The following is a 19,301-nucleotide window of genomic DNA, read 5'->3' as shown; positions in this document are numbered from 1 at the left end:
CCTTAGCAAAAAGTCAATAAGGTTAGTTATATGGAAGATTGCCATTATATTTTCTTATCATAAGGCTTTTCATAAGTGTTGTTATAAATACCACTTCAATCCCAAGAAATCCATTAACAAAGGAGAAAAACATCACATGCACCGGAAAATAAAACATATAGTAAAGATATTCCTCCTCTTATTTATTTCTATGTCATTCTTTCAAGCTCCAAAAGCAGAAGCTCATTCAGGTTCAACGGGTTATTCTGAAGTGAAAATAGAAGGAAATAAAGTAAACTATGATTTATATTTACTTGCAGATCTTCTTGGTGGGTTGTTAAAAATCGATAAAAACCATGATGGTTATATGAAAGAAAATGAAATTACCCAATCCACATCAGAAATAGAAAACTTTGTACTTAAGAACCTTACTGTTATAAATAATGGAGTAAAAGGGAAAGGCAAAGTGACTACTATAGAACAAGTGGACAGATTTAATTTTTCGATGTTCAATGTTCGTTTGGAATTTATATTTGATCAGCCAGTTGAAGAGTATGAAATGGACTACAATATTTTTTTAAATGATATTGACGTGAATCACCATAACTACGCTTCCATTTATTTTGGAGATAAAGTGATGGAACATGTATTTACTAAAACGGACAATATTTTTAAAGGTCAAGACAACACAGCAAATAGCCCTTCTCAAAATAAGGCTACAGAAAACAATAACGAAGGAATACTCGGATTTAAGGATTATTTAGTGTTGGGAATGAAGCATATTTGGTCAGGATTTGATCATTTACTGTTTTTATTCGGCCTATTACTTGCGAGTGGAACATACCGAGAATACCTTAAAATAGTAACAGCTTTTACTATCGGTCATAGTATAACTTTAGCGTTGGCAGCTGCAGAAATTATCATCATTCCTGGAACTATCATCGAACCGCTCATTGCACTGAGTATTGTTTATGTTGCGGTTGAAAATATATTTAAGAAATCAATAAAATGGCGATGGCTCCTTACACTATTTTTTGGATTAATACATGGTTTTGGTTTTGCTGATATTATAATTGGAAAATTAGGCGATCAATTTATTCTTCCACTCTTCTCTTTCAATATTGGTGTGGAGATAGGACAGCTTGTTGTCCTTATGATTTTGGTTCCATTTATTTGGTATCTTAAAAAAATTCGTTGGCAAACTCAGGTTGTAAATGCTGTTTCATCTATAATTAGTATGGTTGGATTGTATTGGCTCATTGAAAGAATCCTGTGAATAAGAAAAGTACGCGACTATCGCGGGATTACCTATTTCTTCAACTTGCTGGCTTATGGGATACGTCACCCCAAAGCCAGCAAATCTTCCACTATTCTATCTACTTCATTTACAAAAATAGTTGGTTTGCTTTGACTCTGTTTGTCGAATGAAACTTGATATTCCTTAAACTCATCCCATTCTATTATGTCACCTAAATGATGTTCTTTGATGTATTGGATCGTATTTTGATCTTCTTTTAGTTCTTTTCTGTTTAAGATTAGTAGCGGCACTTCGTTGACTACAGCCTCGCTAATGGTTCCCCATCCTGCTTTGCTTATTACTAAATCGCTTGCTGCAATGTAATGTTGAGATTCGGTATCATCCACTGGGATGGAGAAAACATTTTCCCTTTTAATACTTACATTCGATGAAACAATAAACACACAATTTTCACTACTCCAAATTGGCAGTGACTGAACATCGACATTATTTATTTTCATCCCTAATCCAAAGAAGATGATTTTTTTATCTTGATTTGGATTTACTGCATTCTTTATTTTAACAACTTCTTCATCATCAACCTTTCTAGCATAAAAGGAATAATATTTTTTATTGCCATTCCATGATCTTTCCTTATTCCCAGCTAATAAAAAGAAATGGTTCATTTTGTCATACGCTCTTTTGAAAACATCCAGCTTTGCTGTGTCTACGATATTTTCATATGCTGTATACCAAGTAAAATTGGAAATGCCGACAGACGGAATCTTTAAGTTCGAAGCAGCTTCAAATGGTAAAGGCGATATATCAGAAATAACGAAATCGATTTCATTTTCTGTTAAAAAATTCTCCTCCTCCTTCACTTTCTCCGTCCAATTTTCTATAAATAAATCATACTCTTTGTTTATTTTCTTTATATCTGGTCTGATAGTTTGTTCATTTACATAATACCCAACATCTGTATTGATATTGCGAATAGAAACACGTTTTGAAGGAAGGGATTGGTTTAGGAAAGGGATTGCAAATGAGGTACAAATAACAACATGAATGTTTGACTTTCTTTCTAATAAACCGCGTATGATGGCAATAGATCTAGAAGCGTGTCCATAGCCATAGTCAGATATATAATAAGCGATCGTTTTCATAAAGTGCCTCCATGTTTCTTGGATAATTGAACAAGAAGTGATTCCCTATCAACTACATTAATTGGTAAATTATGATAATCTAAGTTTATCATACGTTACATTTATTGATAACAGGCAAATATCATTAAATACCCTATGCCGTTCCAGAGTATATAGTTTATATATCCAATTCGATTTCAACTACATTGTAGACAAACATTTTTTTATGGAGATTTAAAAAAAGGCTGTTTTCGTATAGATTGTTCTTATAAACTCGCAGCTTGAATACACTTCGCTTTCCGTGGGCGAGCGTCGAGCCTCCTCGTCGCATACGCTCCTGTGGGGTCTCGTCTTTCTCGCATTCCTACAGGAGTCTACGTGTATTCAGTCTGCTGAGTACTTCTTCTCCCATTTTTTTACGTAAATAACAACAAACTTTGAGAAAACAACCTAAAAAAAATACCAACAAAATGAACCTTTTCTTTTCTCATTTGAACTTCCTAATTTAAGTGCTGGTATAATCCGAGTTTTTCGAATTACATAAGCTTTTCAAACAGATAGTTTATAATCAGCATCAAAATAAATATCACTATATAGCCTATCAAACAGGTTATAATGCTAAAACTAATTGTTTTTCGTACAGAAATCTGCTCTTTTTTATAACCAATAATCAATGCACAATGAATAGCAATTACCGTCATGCAAATAATAATTATCGTAAATATGGAAAATAAAGTTTGTGGACTCATATCCTCACCTTCTATTCATTTCATTCACTCCCCATGAACGCCTTCTTCTACCCTAACAAAATCCGAGCATCCAATAATATAAAGCCCCCACCTATAACACTTAGTAAAATGCCTAATGGTGAAAAGCCAGCTATATAAATGCCAAGTGGAAATAGAAAAGCTCCTAAAATAAATAACCCTTTTGCAAGCTTCAACCATCTCATCCTTTCATTTCGTATTATCGTGTAACACATTCTTTCACTCGATCAACAAACCATCTGTACCAAATTCCTTTTCCCCAACCGTTTTGATTAGTTTTTAATGATTGCACTCTCCAGTACAATGGAGGATGAGGCATAAATTGAAATTCTAGCACTCTCCAAATCCAAGATTCTCGCTCAAGAGTATCCAGCGGTTTTTTCCTATCCTTTTCGGGTACACTAAATGCTATCGTTTTATTCACCTCTTCATCCTGCTTCCGTGCAAGTGTCGATAGGGCTTCAGCCATTTGTGCAGAACCTCCATTTAAAAAGGAAGCACCTAAATGATCCGCTCTCACTTCCATCCACTGCGAGCAAAAAGAGCGGTAAATTGGAAAAAGAACCATCAGCAGCCAAATGATGAAAACACTAAATGTCTTATGATCTTCAACAAAAATGCGAATCTCCTTATAAAAAGAGAAAACAAAAATTAACATGATCCCTAGAAAAAGTGCATTAATAAGCTGGCTCCACAAAACATCCCTTTTTTTCACATGGACTGCCTCGTGAGCCAAAATCCCCTCAATCGCTTCCATTGGGAGTTTCATCGTAGCCGTTGTTAAGGTCACCATTGCCCGCCCAATATTCATGCCTGTTGCTAATCCGTTATATTGCGTTGACTCCGTTTCATACACTTTCACCTTTGGAATACCTGCTTTTTGAAAAATCCGCTCTGCCGCAGCTTTCACTTCTAGATTAGTCGTTTCCTTTGCATCCATCGCTGCTTTTAATACACGATCAGATATATAGATATTATAAATCCAATACATTACACCTGCAGCTGCCATAATCCATTCCGAAACCTTCAAATAATATAAAAGAAGCATCAAGCCTGAATAGGCAGAAACACCTTTGACTGTCACAGCAAAATACAGCTTTCCAAGCAATCGTTTTATATTTTTCTTATGGAATAAAGGTAGAACTTCAATTGGTTTATCCACTGGATTTTCTAATGAAATTTCCCGTTCAAAAACACTCTTCCATTTTTCAGATTCTTTCATAGTCAAATAAATCATCTCACCAGGAAACGTAATTCTTAATACTTTTTCATATCCCGTAGTAAAATCCTGATTCGATGAAAATAAGGTCAATAGCGGATGAAGCTTCAAAAGATCAACGGAAGATTCGATTTGAATTTGTTTTATCTCGTTAATTGGCATTTTTCTTGCTTCAAGTCTTGTTAGAACATATAAGGTCCCTGTCAACTCGGAAAAATACACCTTTACTTGGCTGTAAATGAGCATTCTTTTGATCATCTCTGTTACGACTGTAACAAATCCAAATGCAATTAATATTTTCAATACGCTAGTCTCAGGACCAAAAATCAGAAATAAAATTCCACCTAAAAGAATCACAAGAGTAATCGCTAAATCGATCATGATTCTTGTTGCATCTTTATAAAGCGTGATTTCTTGTACATGATTGTGCTTAAGCTCTTCTTTTAGTTCATCGTATTTTTTTTGTCCAACCGTAAGCAAAACAAAAGAAGCGTATCCATTACCCATAAAGGCAATATAAGTGAATCCTCCCGGAAAATGATAATAATAAAATGTATATGCAATCACTCCCAATGCACATACGATTTCCACCACATACCCTGCTTTTTTATGAAACTTTCCAATCAACATTCCTAACACGCTAATTAAAATACCTATAAATAGCAGCAAACAAATTTCCCAAAAGCTTGGCAGCATGCCATCACCTACTTTTCCGAACTTAGCTTCATTTGGTCTGTCATTTTAATTACTTCATCAACCGATAAATCTGGATTTTTAACAATAATGGTATACCGAAGCCCATTTTCATCCCAGCTGATGCTGTTGATTTCATCCATCTTTTCCGCATTGAATCCTCGCACCTTTGTGCTACTCTTTCCAATCTTCATTTCTTCACCCTCCGGTGTTGGAAAAATAGATAATGTAAAGGAACCACTTTGATCGTTCAAATAGGAGATTGTGACTTCTGTTCGATTAATTTCGCCCTTTAATTCATCTATGACAATTTGACCCAGCTTTGCTTGACGGTCATTAAAAAGGAGAAAAGGCTGTCCTAATGCGGCTTCTGCTTCTTCCACTGTCCCAATGTTCGATTTATTTTCCTCTTCTATCGACTTTATTTTTACATGTTTCGGCAAGTCTAACTTGAAAGTTTTTTCTGAAAAATCAGGTGAAAAGTCAAGCTTCTTATATTCCAATTCAGAACGTGATTCCCCGCTGTTTGTAATAGATTTCACAACAAACCATGTTTTTTGATCTACCCAAAATTCCATATCTCCTAAAATAGAGTCTTTTGATTTTGCACTAGCTTTTATATGATGTGTTTTTAACCCAAGTATCTCTTCCTCTCCCTCTACTTGATAACTATGGGTTTTTTTGATTGCTTCAAGCATTTGTGTAAATTGTTCTTTTGGAGTCCCCAAGCTTGGCATCCCTTTAATAGACATGCTATAAGCTGTATCTCCTCCTTCTTCATAGGTGATTACGTTTTCTCCATTATTTACAGAAACGCTCTTTTGATGTTGTTTCAAATCCTCTATTACATATTTTCTTTTTCCATCTGCACCTGTATAGTCTTTAAACACCATGCTCCCCGTAAGTTTATCTCCTTCGTAAACTTTTATCTCTCCTTCTCCGTAATAGCTTTCCGTTTTTTTGCTAGCGTCTAATACATTAGTAACCATTTCGTCGGCAGATGCCGTCATTGTCTCTGAACATCCGCTTAACAAGCCCAATAAAAGTATCATGCTTACGAATCTATTTATTATTTTCAAATTTAACCCTTCCTTTCTTGTAGCCAACATGCAACTAACGTCCCATATCCAGCTTTGGACCATAGCCTGATGCTTCCATTATGTTGTTCCATTAAACTTTGAGCAATGCTTAAACCCAATCCTGAACTACCGCCAAGCCCTCTCGCTCCTTCCCCTTGGACAAATGGCTGAAAAATGCTTGATTGCTGTTCCACTGGAATGGCGTTTCCTTGATTTTGAATCAAGATAACGGTTCCACCCTGTCTCCACTTCTCTACCTCTTGATAAAAAGGAGGAAAAATCCATTTAGGTAATGAACATTCCTGTGAAACAGCCGCTAGCCAAATGGGATTCCCTTGTTCCGTATGGCGAATCCCATTTGACATGACATTATCTACTATACGAATCATTTGCTTAACGTTGACATCGTAGGAGCCTTGAATACATTGATCGACTGTTAACAAAAGTCCCTTTTTTGCACATGGCTCTTCATAACCTGACAAAAGCATGTCAAAGAATTCATCGCCATCCACTTCAACAAGTTCTATTTTTTCTTGTGAGGACTGTAAAGCTGTATACATCGTTAAATCATCGATAATTTGTTTCATATACTCTAATTTTTCAAATAAAATTGTACGATAGTCCCTCTTTTCATCTTCTGACAAACCCTTATCTTTCTGTAAGGCTTCTGTGTACGCTCGTATAACTGTTAAGGGTGTTTTTAAATCATGTGATAAAGACGCGACAATAAATTCCTTTTCCTTTTGCTGCTTATGCAGCTCTATCCTTGTTTGTTCGATTTGTGATTTCATCTGTTCAAAATGAACTGCCAGCTCGCCCATTTCATCTGTTGTTTTTTTTAGATTACTAGGAACGGTTTCTCCATTTGCAAAAGCTGTCATTTGCTTTCTTAACAACAAAAGCGGGCGGTTTAATTTACGATTTAATAACTTAATTACAACAACATAGAGTAATAGAAAAAAGCTAATAAATATAATAGAGAGATACATAGTACGATGATTAACTCCCTGTATCCAATCATTCCGTCCAATCGTGATCTCGTAAATCCCCACTAATTTCCCATCATGGAAAACTGGCTTTTTTAACGAATATGTCCGGTAATTCTTTTGCAGCTCATTTAAATGTTGATACAATTCGTCTGGAGTTTTCGAGCTGTTAATAAGTGAGTCCTCTATTGAAGAAAATAACAAAGCCCCATCAAAACGATACAAGGAGATTTTTATACTTTCATCGGTCAACTTCAATACATTTTTATAGTTGTCAATTGGTTGTATATCGTAATAGGACGGGATTTGTAGTTCGGACTCGATTTCATCTATTTTTTTGGTGACATTCATGTATTCTAGTAAATTTTGCTTTTGATCGTAGCTGCTAATGCTTAGGTAAAGAAAATAAAGAATCATTACAGGTAAAATCATGACAATAAAATAGCTGATCATTAGCCAATACTTAATTTTCATGCAATCGGCTCCCCAATGAAGCGGTAGCCAACACCCCAGACCGTTTGGATAAATTTTGCTGAACGTGTTCCATCATGCAGCTTGGATCGTAAACTTTTAATATGCACCGTCACAGTATTATTCCCGTCTACATCTTTCTCTTGCCAAATATGTTCATAAAGCTCTCCTTTTGAAAATGTTTGAAAAGGATTTTTAGCTAAAAGGAGTAATAAATCCCGCTCTTTTGACGTTAAAGAAAGCGGACCATCATTTAAATAAGCAATCTCTTTCGAAAAATCTAACGTCAACCCATGAACATATCGAGCTAAATGGTCATCGTGTTTATTTAAATAACGTCTGTATCTTCTTAAATGGGAGTTGATCCGAGCCGTAAGCTCCTCCAGACTAAATGGCTTCGTTAAATAATCATCTGCTCCTAAATCAAGTCCCTTTATTTTACTTTCCCCTTCAAGCCTTGCACTTACAATTAATAAAGGGATATCACTTTCCAGTCTAATTTTCTTACAAAGGGCAAAACCATCCATTTCCGGCAGCATTAAGTCTACTAAAATAAGATCAAAGTCCGCCTTTTTAAAGTCCTCAAACCCTTCTTTTCCTGTCGACGCCCATGTAACTTGAAATCCGGCCTTTCGCAAATGATCACGAACCACTCTTGCAATCTCATAATCATCTTCTACGATTAATATATTTTCTTTCATTTTTTCTCCTTTCATGAACTCATTATATCTATGAAATTACAGTAAAAAGCAGACTTTATAAATACTTTATACTTTTTTTGAGGGGTCAGACCCAATGTTATCAACTTAAGATACCATAAATTGAAAACTATGAAATATCATGGAATTAGATACCCTTTATGTAAAAGAAATACCCAATTTGTTTGGAGAGGCGTCCGCTCGACTCCTACGGGATTAGCGAGAAAGACGAGACCCCACAGGAGCAAAGCGACGAGGAGGCTCGGCGCTCGCCCCGTGGAAAGCGAGCGGTAAGCCTCGGAGAACAGAACGGAAACCCTTACTTCCTAATTAGTTGCTTATTTTCCTGTTTTTTGAAATTCATCTTGATGACATTGTGGTCAGACCCTTAGGAGTTCCTATTGAAATCTTAGAAAAATCAAAATATAATAAAAACTAGTTCTATTTTAATGGTGCTTTTATCACACATAAATAATAAACAAACTAAAGTTAGTTCCGAAGCAAAGATGATGAACTATTTTTCATGGAACAAAGGATTGTACATGATGGATTGTTCATGTTTTATGCACTGTTAACAAATGGATTGGGGGTAAATATGGGGTTTTTTGATTGGTTAGATTTTCGTGAAGGCCTTCCGCTTTGGTGGTCTTGCAAGTTAAACAAAAAAATGACTGCATCTGTAGAGGAGATTTTTGAAGGTATTGCCAAAACAAGATTAGCGGTCCTGACAGAATGGGCGAATGAACAGTGGGATTACTTGGCGAAAACATCGATGGAAATGGATCGCATCTCACAAGAAAATTTTAGTTTATATCTAAACAATAAGCTAAAGAAAAGCAAAGATTTCACCGAGTTATTTTTGCTAAATACAGATAAACAAGTGGAAGCTTCTACTTACTTTCAGCATAAAGGAGTTTCTTATACAAACCATCAAGATAACTATTATCGAAAAGCAATTGATAATGTAATCGAAAGCAGCGAACCTTTATTGTATGGACCATTTACAGATAGCCTTACATTGGAAATTGGGCCGCGAACTTCCAAATTCCATGATGAAGTAACACTGCTGTTTTTGCAGCCAGTTTTCAATCAAGGATCGTTGAAATACATATTGGCTGGACGGATTCCGAATGACGTCGTAGGCGATTTAATCCAAAGGGAAGCAGGACATGTGTATCAGGATTCTGGCGATAATTATTTATTCATGGCCAAGTCCAATTTCAACCCAACAATCCCCCAAGGAATCGCGTTGTCACGGAGTCGATTCGAGGATCAGACGTTTACTTTTGGAGAAAATCTAAAGGATGGTGTTCACACTAAGCATTGGGGTACGGTGCAAATTAAGAATCACACCGAATTCGAAATTAGATTTACAGATCCGGCAACAAACGAATTGCATCCAGGTGTCATGAATACGATTCATATAGGGGAAAATTTATTCGTTGAGTTTCCAGGGTATTCAGACTACCGTCATATACCCGTTATCGGGAAGGGTGTCACCTTTCACCTCCCTGGATCAAAAGATATTTGGGGGATGATGTGCGAAGGGGATTTAGAAGAAGTGTATCGAAATCGCTCTCTTAGCTGGAAGCTAGGGAAAAGCTTTGCCATCCTCCTATTCATCGCCATCATGTTAAACACAATTTTTACAATGATTGTTCCGGTTCCTTCTATCTATATTCTAGCAATTAACGTATTATATGCGCTATTTTCGATTCGATATTTTTATAAAAAAGCGCTTATTCCCATTGTGTCTCGGCTGCAGCAGATGACAGACATTATTCGAAAAATAGCGGAAGGCGGCGGTGATTTAACGATCCGTCTAGACAAAAAGCTGCTATTAAATGATGAAACTGGCGCTTTAGGACGGTGGGTGAATAATTTAATTGACAGCCAAGATGAACTGATGAGTAAAGTAAAATCGGTTACACTTGATGTAGAAGAAACGAACCAATCATTAAGAGAAAAAACCGTATTAGTAGAAAAAGATTCTGCTTCTGTTATTAATCAAATGGAAGAAATGCTGCTAGGAATGAACCGTCAATTGCAAGACGTAGGACAAGCAATGAGTCAAGTAGACCAAATTAGTGCTACGCTAGAAGGACTAGAAAATCTTTCTCAGCAACAATTAGTACAAGCCCAAAATCATGTCGAAAGCATTGATGAGAAAATGACGCAGATCGTTGAGAAAGTGCATAGTGCCTTACATTTAACGAACAATTTCACCGACCTTTCTAACAATATCAGCCGCATTGTGGATTCTATTATTACAATTGCACAGCAAACGAACCTGTTAGCCTTAAATGCAACGATAGAAGCAGCAAGAGCGGGCGAATATGGCAAAGGCTTCACGGTTGTTGCCATGGAAATTCGTAAACTAGCTGATCAAACCACGATTGCAACAAAAGAAATCAGCGAAACATTAGAAGAAATTGAGGAAAGCTCCACACTCGTTCAAAAGGCTATTCAAGAGAGCAGCGAAGAGGTGGAAAAAGGGTCTGATTACGTTAATGTCGTTCGAGGGGTATTAAGCTCGATGGCTCAATCATCCGCTTCCGGTCCAAATGTAACCGACCAAATGAAGGAGATTATTACGAATATCGCAACCATCAATGAAAAGAATGTAGAAGCCGTACAAAGCATTGATCAATCTACTGCAAAAATGGTCGATCTTATCCAAGATTCTCGGTTTGATTCCAAGCAAAGTTCGCTCGTTGTTTCCACACTGAGACGGATCGTTTCAAGGTTTAAACTTTCGAGGAAGTAAAATTTTGATAAAAAAAACACTGCATCACCAATTATAAACTGACAATTGGTGGTGCAGTGTTTTTGTTTTTGTCCGCCCGATTTCTGCTCTCGTTCGGCGGGTTTCCTCTTCCATCCGGCCGAGTTCTGCTCTTGTCCGGCGAGTTTCCTCTTTCATCCGGCCGATTTCTGCTCTCGTCCGGCGGGTTTCCTCTTCCATCCGGCCGATTTCTGCTCTCGTCCGGCGGGTTTCCTCTATCGTCCGCCCGATTTCTGCTCTCGTCCGGCGTATTCCCTCTATCATCCGGCCAATTTCTACTCTCATCCGGCGGGTTTCCTCTTCCATCCGGCCGATTTCTGCTCTTGTCCGGCGAGTTTCCTCTTTCATCCGGCCAATTTCAGCTCTCGTCCGGCGGGTTTCCTCTTCCATCCGGCCGATTTCTGCTCTCGTCCGGCGGGTTTCCTCTATCGTCCGGCCGATCCTTCACAAACCTTTTACATAAAATAAGCTAAGAAAAACGTTCTCTGTTTTTCTTAGCTACTATTTTTCTATATAAATTTTACAGAATAAAACTAACAATAACTGCTGATAAAATACTAACAAGGGTTGCGCCGTACAACAAGCGAAGACCAAAACGAGCCACAACATTCCCTTGGTTTTCGTCTAAACCTTTTACCGCCCCTGCTATAATCCCGATAGAAGAGAAGTTAGCGAACGATACTAAAAATACAGAGACAATCCCTAATGTTTTTGCACTAAATTGTGAAGCCATTTCCGATAAATTCATCATGGCAACGAATTCGTTTGTCACTAATTTTGTAGCCATAATGCCGCCTGCACGTACTACCTCTTCTGCTGGAATACCCATAATAAAAGCAAATGGTGCAAATACATAGCCAAGCAAATTCTGGAAGGAAAGACCAAATATCATTTCAAATACATTATTGATTAATGCCATTAATGCTACAAAGCCAATTAGCATCGCGCCAACAATAATGGCTACTTTAAATCCATCTAAAATATATTCTCCTACCATTTCAAAGAAAGACTGTTTTTCTTCTTCTTTCACTTCTAAAATGTCTTCTTTTTCGTTCGTAGTATATGGATTAATAATAGAAGCAATAATAAATCCCCCAAATAAATTTAGAACAATTGCAGTTACCACATACTTCGGTTCGATCATGGTCATATATGCACCGACAATACCCATTGAAACAGTTGACATGGCAGAAGCACACAGCGTATAAAGACGATTTGCCGGCAATTTGCCAAGCTGTTTTTTAATGGTGATGAACACTTCAGATTGTCCAACCATCAAGGAAGCTACTGCATTATAAGATTCTAATTTCCCCATGCCGTTAATCTTGCTAAGCCCGAAACCAATCCATTTCATTACGAATGGCAAGATTTTAACATACTGAAGTATTCCAATTAATAATGAGACAAAGACGATTGGAAGTAAAACATTAAGGAAAAATGACATGGATCCTTCATTTGCAAGACCACCAAAAACAAACTGTATTCCTTCATTTGCATATCCAAGCAATTTAGTGAATACATTTGCAATTGCATTAATAATAGTCAATCCGAACTTTGTATTCAACAGCAGTATTGCTAAACACAGCTGAATACCAACCATAAGAATTAACGGCTTATATTTGATTTGTTTACGATTATTACTTGCTAGAAAAGCTAATCCAAAAACAACTAACAATCCTAAAATTCCTATTAAATATTTCATAAATGCCTCCACATTGAAATTTGCAAGTCTCTTGATACTATTCCAGTAAACATTCCTTTTGAAATTTACTAGAACTGATTTGGTTATCCGAACTCCATCTAGTATTTTTCTATCTATTTTTAATATAAGATGTAGGACGTCTAACAAATTATAATTATAATCATATTTTTTTAATGAATCAACGCAAAAAAAGAAAACATTCACGAATACATGCCTGTTAATATAAACTTAAGTCTGTCTCCATAAATGTTTTCCCATCACTAGATTTGTGAAAAAAGAGTGATTCTCATGATTCAGGTTGTCATCATGAAATGAATATACAAGTATTGGTATCTATTTCGAAATGATAGAATTTTCTTTCCAATTTTTCATTTACTACTATTAAAATAACCAAATTATTCATATTATAAGATGAGTTATTTTTTAATAAAATTGCTAGGAGCATAAAAAAAGGCAACGAGAAAGTTCTTTTCACTTTCCGTTACCTTCTACTTACTTCGCTAAATTCTCACTTAGCATATTATGCACCTTTGTTTTTTCTTCCTCTGAAACGTTCAGATAGTATGTTTGACCAGGAGGAGTGCCTTGTCCTTTTACTTCATATTGTTCGATATCATTACGAACATTACGATAATTTTTTTAGATATCCATCATTTGATCAAACGCAATATTTGTTTTTACATTTTCACCAAGAGCCGCTAGTATATCATTAAAATGGGTGACAGAGGATACGCTTGTTGCTTTATCGATGATGCCGTTTATTACTTCCCTTTGTCGTTCATTTCTGCCAAAATCCCCATTTGGATCGAGATGGCGCATGCGGACAAATCCTAAAGCTTTTGGCCCATCTAACTGCAGTTGACCTTTTTCATAATGATACCCTTTTTTATAATACCCTTCATCTATCCAATCGAGGTCGTTTTGTACGGTTATGCCGCCAACCGCATCTACTAGTGCGCTAAGTGCTTCCATATTTACTTGAATATAATAATCCATCTTCACGCCAGTAAACGCTTCGACTGTATCCTTTGCCATTTTCACGCCGCCATACGCATAAGCTGCATTAATTTTATTTACCGTTCCTCTGCCAACAATTTCTGTTTTTGTATCACGAGGAATACTAATCATTTGCATTTTTTCTTTAGCTGGATTTAACGTCATAGCAATAAGTGTATCTGATCTGCCAACATCCCCTTTTCTCTCATCCACTCCCATAAGCAGAATAGAAATAGGTTCGCTTTTATTAATCGTTTCTTGCTTTTGTTTTGTTTCAGCTTTTGATTCCTTTTCAATTGGTTTATACATCTCATCGACTGCTTTTTCGACATTATCGTATAAATAATAGAAATAAGCACCAACAGCAACAACAAGAACAGCCAATATCGATAAAATAGTGAACATAACCTTTTTCTTCTTGCTTTTCTTTTTCGCTCTCATACAGCTCTCACTTTCTCATCAGAATGTATTATTATTCCATTTTATTGCAAAAATCGACATTCGTCTATTTATTCTTTCAAAATTTAGTGGATTTTTTGGATTTGCAATGAGGGACTGTAATTGGAACATCGAGTAATTTATTGAATAGAATCGGAGGATTAAGACTCTCTTATCCTTTGTTTCTCCTTTTTATTAGTTGTTCATCCTGTGTTCTGCTTAGGGACATCGATTCCCATAGTGTTTCTTCTGATAGTTGTTGTTCTCCTTTCAGATCTGATATAGTTCGTACGATACGAATAATTTTAATTTGAACTCGGTTACTCCATTTCTTTTTCAGCGTCATTTGTTTAATCATATGCTTTATTTTTTCTGAAAAATTATTTGTTTTCATAAGGGTTTCATAGGAAATTCTGCCATTGCATATCTCGCTGCCATATCTCTCGTATTGTCGTTCCCGTGCTAAAATGACTCTCTTTCTAATCTCATCGGAAGATTCACGAACCAATTCAGTATTTTTTTCGATAGGAATAGATTGTAAGCTAAGAGAAATATCAAATCTGTCACGGATAGGTCCAGAAATACGATTTTGATAAGATGTAATTTGCTTAGAAGTACAACTACAGTAATGGGATTTTGATCCTAAATATCCACATGGACAAAGGTTCATAGCACCAATCAACAGAAAAGAAGCAGGATATGTTACAGTGGAACGTACTCGACTTATGGTTACCTTTCCTGTTTCAATTGGTTGTCTTAACATTTCTAATGTTTTCTTAGAGAACTCAGCCATTTCATCTAGAAACAAAACACCTCGGTGAGCTAAAGATATTTCTCCTGGCCTTATGGGGTCTAACCCAATGTCATCAACTTAAGATTCTATAAATTGTAAACTATGAGATATATTTGTTTGGAGAGGTGTCCGCTCGACTCCTACGGGATTAGCGAGAAAGACGAGACCCCACAGGAGCAAAGCGACGAGGAGGCTCGGCTCTCGCCCCGTGGAAAGCGAGCGGTAAGCCTCTGAGAACAGAACGGAAACCCTTACTTCCTAATTAGCCACATATTTTCCTGTTTTTTGTAACTTAGATTGATGACATTGGGACTGACCCCTTTTTAATCTATATCCTTTAAACTTATTTTGAAAAAAGTATGCAACGTTTCATTCGGTTGTATGTATTGCACATCTTCCTTTGTATTAAAAGCGTTAGGTTTTGCCATCCACGGCTCTACACAAATAAATGGTTTGCCTGGCTCTGACCAAAGCGTGACATATTTAAATACTTCTCCATATTCAATTAGAAGCTCCTTATCCTTACTAAATGGAAAACCAATGCTTTTCTGCTGGCTGTCTAATAAAATAAGCGATTCTATTGTATCTGTTAAATCTAACGAACCGTTAACAGACTTTGTCTTTCCATCGTTTACATCTAAATACGTTTTAGTATCTGATTGATAATATAAGTTTTTGTTAACTGCTTTAAAATATGGGTGGAAACCTGCATAAAAGGGCAGCTTTTCGTCTGATTTATTGTGATAACTTTGTTTTATGATAAATACTCCATCTTCTAAAACAAATTCAAATGTTAATTTGAAATCAAATGGATATTGCTGCTTTGTATAGGCATTGCTCTCTAGTACAAGCGTAATGGCACTATTATCCTCGTCTATTTTTTCAACAGACCAAGGCAAATTCCTAGCAAAACCATGATTCTTCATCTTATATTCCTTATCATTCAACGTATATGTTTCATCTTTTAGACGATCACAAATAGGAAAAAGAATAGGTATACCGCCACGCACATTACTTTCGCTATTGTGGAAAGTTTCTTCATTTAAATAAAGTACCTCTTCACCGCTTATGCCAATACTAGTAACAATGCCTCCACGTTTTGGAGCAATACAAAACCATGAATTAGTATGCTTCTCCTGTAATTTAAATATAGGAAATTGTGTTTTATCCAACCTTTTTCTCCCCTTACTTTAAATTTAAGGGCACGATTCTCCCTTATCTTCCCCTGCCATTGCGGACATTTGCCAAAAACTATTACAGAACTATTCTACTATATATTTTCTCCATACAGCTTTTTTCTTTAGGACAAATTGCAACAAAAAGAGACAAAATGAAAGGTAAAAAGAGCTGCCTCAAAAGAAATATTTATCATCTTTTTTTACGTTCTAACCGCTTTGTTAAAGAATTTTGAACAATTTAGGATATGGATTGTGTATTTAAAAAAAGGATATATAATTAATTTGTGAAACTATTCACATATTTTATCTTCAGAGGAGGGTTTATGATGAAGGCAGCAGTAGTAAGTTCAAAAAATCGTGGTAAAGTGGATATTATTGACGTAGAACTACCTAAATTAGGGACTGGTCAAGCATTAGTTGATATTGAATATTGTGGTGTTTGCCACACAGATTTACATGTAGTAAAGGGTGATTTTGGAGAAGTACCGGGCCGAATTCCTGGACATGAGGGCATTGGCATTGTAAAAGAAATTGCAGATGATGTCACAAGCTTAAAAGTTGGAGATCGTGTTAGCGTCGCTTGGTTCTATGAAGGATGTGGCACTTGTGAATATTGTCTGACAGGTAGAGAAACCTTTTGCAGAAGTGTAAAAAATGCCGGATTTACTGTAGATGGTGCAATGGCACAACAATGCATCGTAGCCGCTGACTATGCTGTCAAAGTACCTGATGGATTAGACCCTGCTCAAGCAAGCAGTATAACCTGTGCTGGTGTAACATGTTATAAAGCCATTAAAGTTTCTGATATTAAACCGGGCCAATGGATTGCGATTTATGGCTGCGGTGGATTAGGCAACCTTGCTATTCAATATGCGAAAAATGTATTTAATGCAAAAGTGATTGCGATAGATATTAATGACGATAAATTAGAACTAGCAAAAAATATAGGTGCAGACCTTGTTTGCAACCCTCTAAAAGATGGGGATGCAGGTGAGTGGATTCAAGAAAAAGTAGGGGGATCACATGCGGCGGTAGTTACAGCAGTTTCAAAAGTAGCGTTTAACGAGGCTGTAAACTCTGTCCGTGCGGCATCTAAAGTAGTCGCTGTTGGATTGCCACCAGAAACGATGGATCTAGAAATTGTGAAAACAGTGCTAGATGGAATTCAAATAGTAGGATCTTTAGTGGGGACAAGGAAAGACTTAGAGGAAGCTTTCCAGTTTGGTGCAGAAGGAAAAGTAGTTCCAATTGTACAAACTAGATGTCTACATGAAATAAATGATATTTTTGAAGAAATGGAAGCAGGAAAAATAAATGGACGTATGGTGATAGATCTGCATAAAATCTAACCCCCCATCCGTCACCACCTATGATAAATAATAACCGTCATCCTTTGATCTTGGAGTCGGTTATTATTTTCTGTTTAGAGAGACCCGCTTCATACATAGCCCCCTATTTCCATACACTGCAGTAACCGCATCAATAACAAAATGTCCATCTTCAATGGATATTCACCTCTATTTTGTCCTTTGGCCCCTTTTCGAGACTGTCTAAATGTCGCTTGTTTGATATGATATAAAAAACTAGCCTAAATTTTCACTGACAACTAAGGATGAATCAATAATTAATCAACGGTTTAAAGGAGCTATCAACAGCTATTATTAAACCATAACAAATCGTAACATTTGGTTTGGTTATGGAGGGTTGATTGCTTTCCAGCTTAAGTGAGTGTAGTCTCTCGAAAGAAAGATAGCACGATGAACTACGTTGAAGGGGTTCGGTAAAAACACACCTGACGGAATGTATCCGGTGAGATGTTCTTTCAGTCTCCTGATCTGTGAGTGTTGAGGAAGAAAGCTAGCCATAGGTTATGGAAGCGAAACACCAAAAACACATGTCCGCCCTTTGACTTTAGCAAGAAGGAAAATACCCTTTTGGAGGTTGGTCAGAGATGACTTCTTATTGCTTTGTACTAGACTTAAACGGTCAACGTTTGAGCCCGACAAAAGAAAACAAAGGCTGGTACTTAATTCGAAAAAATCGAGCGAAACTAGTCAATAAGTTTCCAATGGTGATTCAATTATTAAAAGAGATTCCACTTGGGGAAATAGATAAAACACCGATTACACTAGGCATTGATGATGGAGCTAAGTATACAGGAATTGCTTTGGTTCAAGATTGTGCAACCAAAAACAAACCAGTGTTTAAAGGGACGATCGAGCATAGACAAGATGTCAAAGACAAAATAGATGTAAGGAGAGGTCATCGAAAATACAGAAGATCGCATAAAAAATATCGAAAAAAACGATTCGATAATCGCTGTGTATCGAAAAGAAAAGGAAGAATCCCCCCTAGTATTAAACAAAAGAAAGAAGCCACACTTCGTGTCATCAAAAAATTAACACAATGGTGCCAAATAGATCATATTTATTTAGAGGATGTGCAAATCGATATTCGGGCATTAAGAGAAGGAAAAAAACTATATCGATGGCACTATCAAAAATCAAACCGTTTAGATGAACGTTTACGGATCGCTGCCCTCATGCGTGATCAGTATACATGTCAAAGCTGTGGGAAAAACGATTGCAGATTAGAGGTTCATCATATTACACCGAGACGTTTAAAAGGAGCGGATTCAATTTTAAATCTCATTACTTTGTGCAGCTCCTGCCATAACCAGATTAACGGGGAAGAAATGAACCATGCCGAACGATTTTATGCCCTCATTGATGGAAAAAAGATTGATTATAAAGCGGCTATGCATGTGATGCAAGGGAAAAAGCATTTGCGGAAAGAATTAAAAAAGGTGGCTCCTTTAACCCTCACAACAGGAGGAGACACAGCGAATAAACGGATTGATTGGAATATTGAAAAGAGTCACAGCAATGATGCCATTGTTACAACAAATTTAGAGGTCACTAAGGCTAAGTGTGAAATAAAGGACTGGGTAATAAAACCAATGCGTAGAAAGAGCAAGCTAAAACAAAAGAAGTAGAAGGTTTTAAGCATCGAGATTATGTTTGTTATACCAAAAGAAATGGCGAAAAATATGTTGGATTTATAACCGCTTTATACCCAGAAAGAAAACAGTTTAATATGACAACAATAGATGGGCAGATTCTGAAAAGATATGGGATA

At 36.6% G+C, this 19,301-nt stretch carries 15 protein-coding genes and 1 pseudogene; 4 read left to right on the top strand and 12 right to left on the bottom strand.

Features of this window, described 5'->3' with window-relative positions; all coding sequences use genetic code 11:
* Nucleotides 1–136 precede the first annotated feature (136 nt).
* Nucleotides 137–1,255, top strand: coding sequence for a HupE/UreJ family protein (locus ACTYA4_RS02845; protein ID WP_443482125.1), 1,119 nt, complete (start codon nucleotides 137–139; stop codon nucleotides 1,253–1,255).
* Between the two features lie 65 nt (nucleotides 1,256–1,320).
* Here ACTYA4_RS02845 and ACTYA4_RS02840 read toward each other — a convergent pair whose 3' ends face one another.
* The 7 genes from ACTYA4_RS02840 to ACTYA4_RS02810 all read right to left on the bottom strand — a co-directional run bounded on the left by ACTYA4_RS02840 (nucleotide 1,321) and on the right by ACTYA4_RS02810 (nucleotide 8,274).
* A complete protein-coding gene (locus ACTYA4_RS02840) occupies nucleotides 1,321–2,379 on the bottom strand; it encodes a glycosyltransferase family protein (RefSeq protein ID WP_443482124.1) in 1,059 nt (352 codons plus the stop codon).
* Between the two features lie 515 nt (nucleotides 2,380–2,894).
* A complete protein-coding gene (locus ACTYA4_RS02835; RefSeq protein WP_443482123.1) occupies nucleotides 2,895–3,107 on the bottom strand; it encodes a hypothetical protein in 213 nt (70 codons plus the stop codon).
* 47 nt (nucleotides 3,108–3,154) lie between these two features.
* Entirely contained in the window at nucleotides 3,155–3,301 is a 147-nt protein-coding gene (locus tag ACTYA4_RS02830; protein WP_443482122.1) for a hypothetical protein, read from the bottom strand.
* Nucleotides 3,302–3,324: 23 nt separating this feature from the next.
* Nucleotides 3,325–5,040: a M56 family metallopeptidase gene (locus ACTYA4_RS02825; RefSeq protein ID WP_443482121.1), complete on the bottom strand. Its 1,716-nt coding sequence runs from the start codon at nucleotides 5,038–5,040 to the stop codon at nucleotides 3,325–3,327.
* An 8-nt stretch (nucleotides 5,041–5,048) separates the two neighbouring features.
* Complete coding sequence (locus ACTYA4_RS02820; RefSeq protein WP_443482120.1) at nucleotides 5,049–6,116, bottom strand: LolA family protein; 1,068 nt, start codon at nucleotides 6,114–6,116, stop codon at nucleotides 5,049–5,051.
* 2 nt (nucleotides 6,117–6,118) lie between these two features.
* Nucleotides 6,119–7,576: a HAMP domain-containing sensor histidine kinase gene (locus tag ACTYA4_RS02815; RefSeq protein ID WP_443482119.1), complete on the bottom strand. Its 1,458-nt coding sequence runs from the start codon at nucleotides 7,574–7,576 to the stop codon at nucleotides 6,119–6,121.
* Nucleotides 7,573–8,274 (bottom strand): response regulator transcription factor, encoded by a 702-nt coding sequence (locus tag ACTYA4_RS02810; RefSeq protein WP_443482118.1) that lies wholly within the window; start codon nucleotides 8,272–8,274, stop codon nucleotides 7,573–7,575. Before ACTYA4_RS02810 ends, ACTYA4_RS02815 begins: the two co-directional genes overlap by 4 nt.
* Before the next feature lie 520 nt (nucleotides 8,275–8,794).
* Here ACTYA4_RS02810 and ACTYA4_RS02805 point away from each other — a divergent pair.
* On the top strand, nucleotides 8,795–11,038 hold the full coding sequence (locus tag ACTYA4_RS02805; RefSeq protein ID WP_443482117.1) for a methyl-accepting chemotaxis protein: 2,244 nt from the start codon (nucleotides 8,795–8,797) through the stop codon (nucleotides 11,036–11,038).
* Nucleotides 11,039–11,062: 24 nt separating this feature from the next.
* Here ACTYA4_RS02805 and ACTYA4_RS02800 read toward each other — a convergent pair whose 3' ends face one another.
* The 5 genes and pseudogenes from ACTYA4_RS02800 to ACTYA4_RS02780 form a co-directional block, all read right to left on the bottom strand.
* On the bottom strand, nucleotides 11,063–11,446 hold the full coding sequence (locus ACTYA4_RS02800; RefSeq protein ID WP_443482116.1) for a hypothetical protein: 384 nt from the start codon (nucleotides 11,444–11,446) through the stop codon (nucleotides 11,063–11,065).
* Between the two features lie 130 nt (nucleotides 11,447–11,576).
* On the bottom strand, nucleotides 11,577–12,758 hold the full coding sequence (locus tag ACTYA4_RS02795; RefSeq protein WP_443482115.1) for a NupC/NupG family nucleoside CNT transporter: 1,182 nt from the start codon (nucleotides 12,756–12,758) through the stop codon (nucleotides 11,577–11,579).
* 492 nt (nucleotides 12,759–13,250) lie between these two features.
* A pseudogene (locus tag ACTYA4_RS02790) lies at nucleotides 13,251–14,195 on the bottom strand (LCP family glycopolymer transferase).
* Nucleotides 14,196–14,364: 169 nt separating this feature from the next.
* Nucleotides 14,365–15,039: an ATP-binding protein gene (locus ACTYA4_RS02785; RefSeq protein ID WP_445505514.1), complete on the bottom strand. Its 675-nt coding sequence runs from the start codon at nucleotides 15,037–15,039 to the stop codon at nucleotides 14,365–14,367.
* A gap of 269 nt (nucleotides 15,040–15,308) precedes the next feature.
* Nucleotides 15,309–16,157: an aldose epimerase family protein gene (locus ACTYA4_RS02780; RefSeq protein ID WP_443482112.1), complete on the bottom strand. Its 849-nt coding sequence runs from the start codon at nucleotides 16,155–16,157 to the stop codon at nucleotides 15,309–15,311.
* Between the two features lie 332 nt (nucleotides 16,158–16,489).
* On the opposite strand from ACTYA4_RS02780, the gene adhP reads away from it, so the two are divergent.
* A complete protein-coding gene (adhP, locus tag ACTYA4_RS02775; RefSeq protein ID WP_443482111.1) occupies nucleotides 16,490–17,512 on the top strand; it encodes an alcohol dehydrogenase AdhP in 1,023 nt (340 codons plus the stop codon).
* A gap of 602 nt (nucleotides 17,513–18,114) precedes the next feature.
* Nucleotides 18,115–19,158 (top strand): RNA-guided endonuclease IscB, encoded by a 1,044-nt coding sequence (gene iscB, locus ACTYA4_RS02770; protein ID WP_443482110.1) that lies wholly within the window; start codon nucleotides 18,115–18,117, stop codon nucleotides 19,156–19,158.
* Nucleotides 19,159–19,301 lie beyond the last annotated feature (143 nt).

The organism is Niallia yueguangensis, assembly GCF_052663115.1.
The sequence above is the reverse complement of the archived record's forward strand: the minus strand, read 5'-3'. Positions and strand labels throughout refer to the sequence as shown.

Coding starts and splice junctions, on each gene's coding strand:
- ACTYA4_RS02845 (WP_443482125.1), top strand. CDS start 137: ATGCACCGGAAAATAAAACATATAGTAAAGATATTCCTCCTCTTATTT.
- ACTYA4_RS02840 (WP_443482124.1), bottom strand. CDS start 2,379: ATGAAAACGATCGCTTATTATATATCTGACTATGGCTATGGACACGCT.
- ACTYA4_RS02835 (WP_443482123.1), bottom strand. CDS start 3,107: ATGAGTCCACAAACTTTATTTTCCATATTTACGATAATTATTATTTGC.
- ACTYA4_RS02825 (WP_443482121.1), bottom strand. CDS start 5,040: ATGCTGCCAAGCTTTTGGGAAATTTGTTTGCTGCTATTTATAGGTATT.
- ACTYA4_RS02815 (WP_443482119.1), bottom strand. CDS start 7,576: ATGAAAATTAAGTATTGGCTAATGATCAGCTATTTTATTGTCATGATT.
- ACTYA4_RS02810 (WP_443482118.1), bottom strand. CDS start 8,274: ATGAAAGAAAATATATTAATCGTAGAAGATGATTATGAGATTGCAAGA.
- ACTYA4_RS02805 (WP_443482117.1), top strand. CDS start 8,795: ATGGAACAAAGGATTGTACATGATGGATTGTTCATGTTTTATGCACTG.
- ACTYA4_RS02800 (WP_443482116.1), bottom strand. CDS start 11,446: ATGGAAGAGGAAACCCGCCGGACGAGAGCTGAAATTGGCCGGATGAAA.
- ACTYA4_RS02795 (WP_443482115.1), bottom strand. CDS start 12,758: ATGAAATATTTAATAGGAATTTTAGGATTGTTAGTTGTTTTTGGATTA.
- adhP (WP_443482111.1), top strand. CDS start 16,490: ATGAAGGCAGCAGTAGTAAGTTCAAAAAATCGTGGTAAAGTGGATATT.
- iscB (WP_443482110.1), top strand. CDS start 18,115: ATGACTTCTTATTGCTTTGTACTAGACTTAAACGGTCAACGTTTGAGC.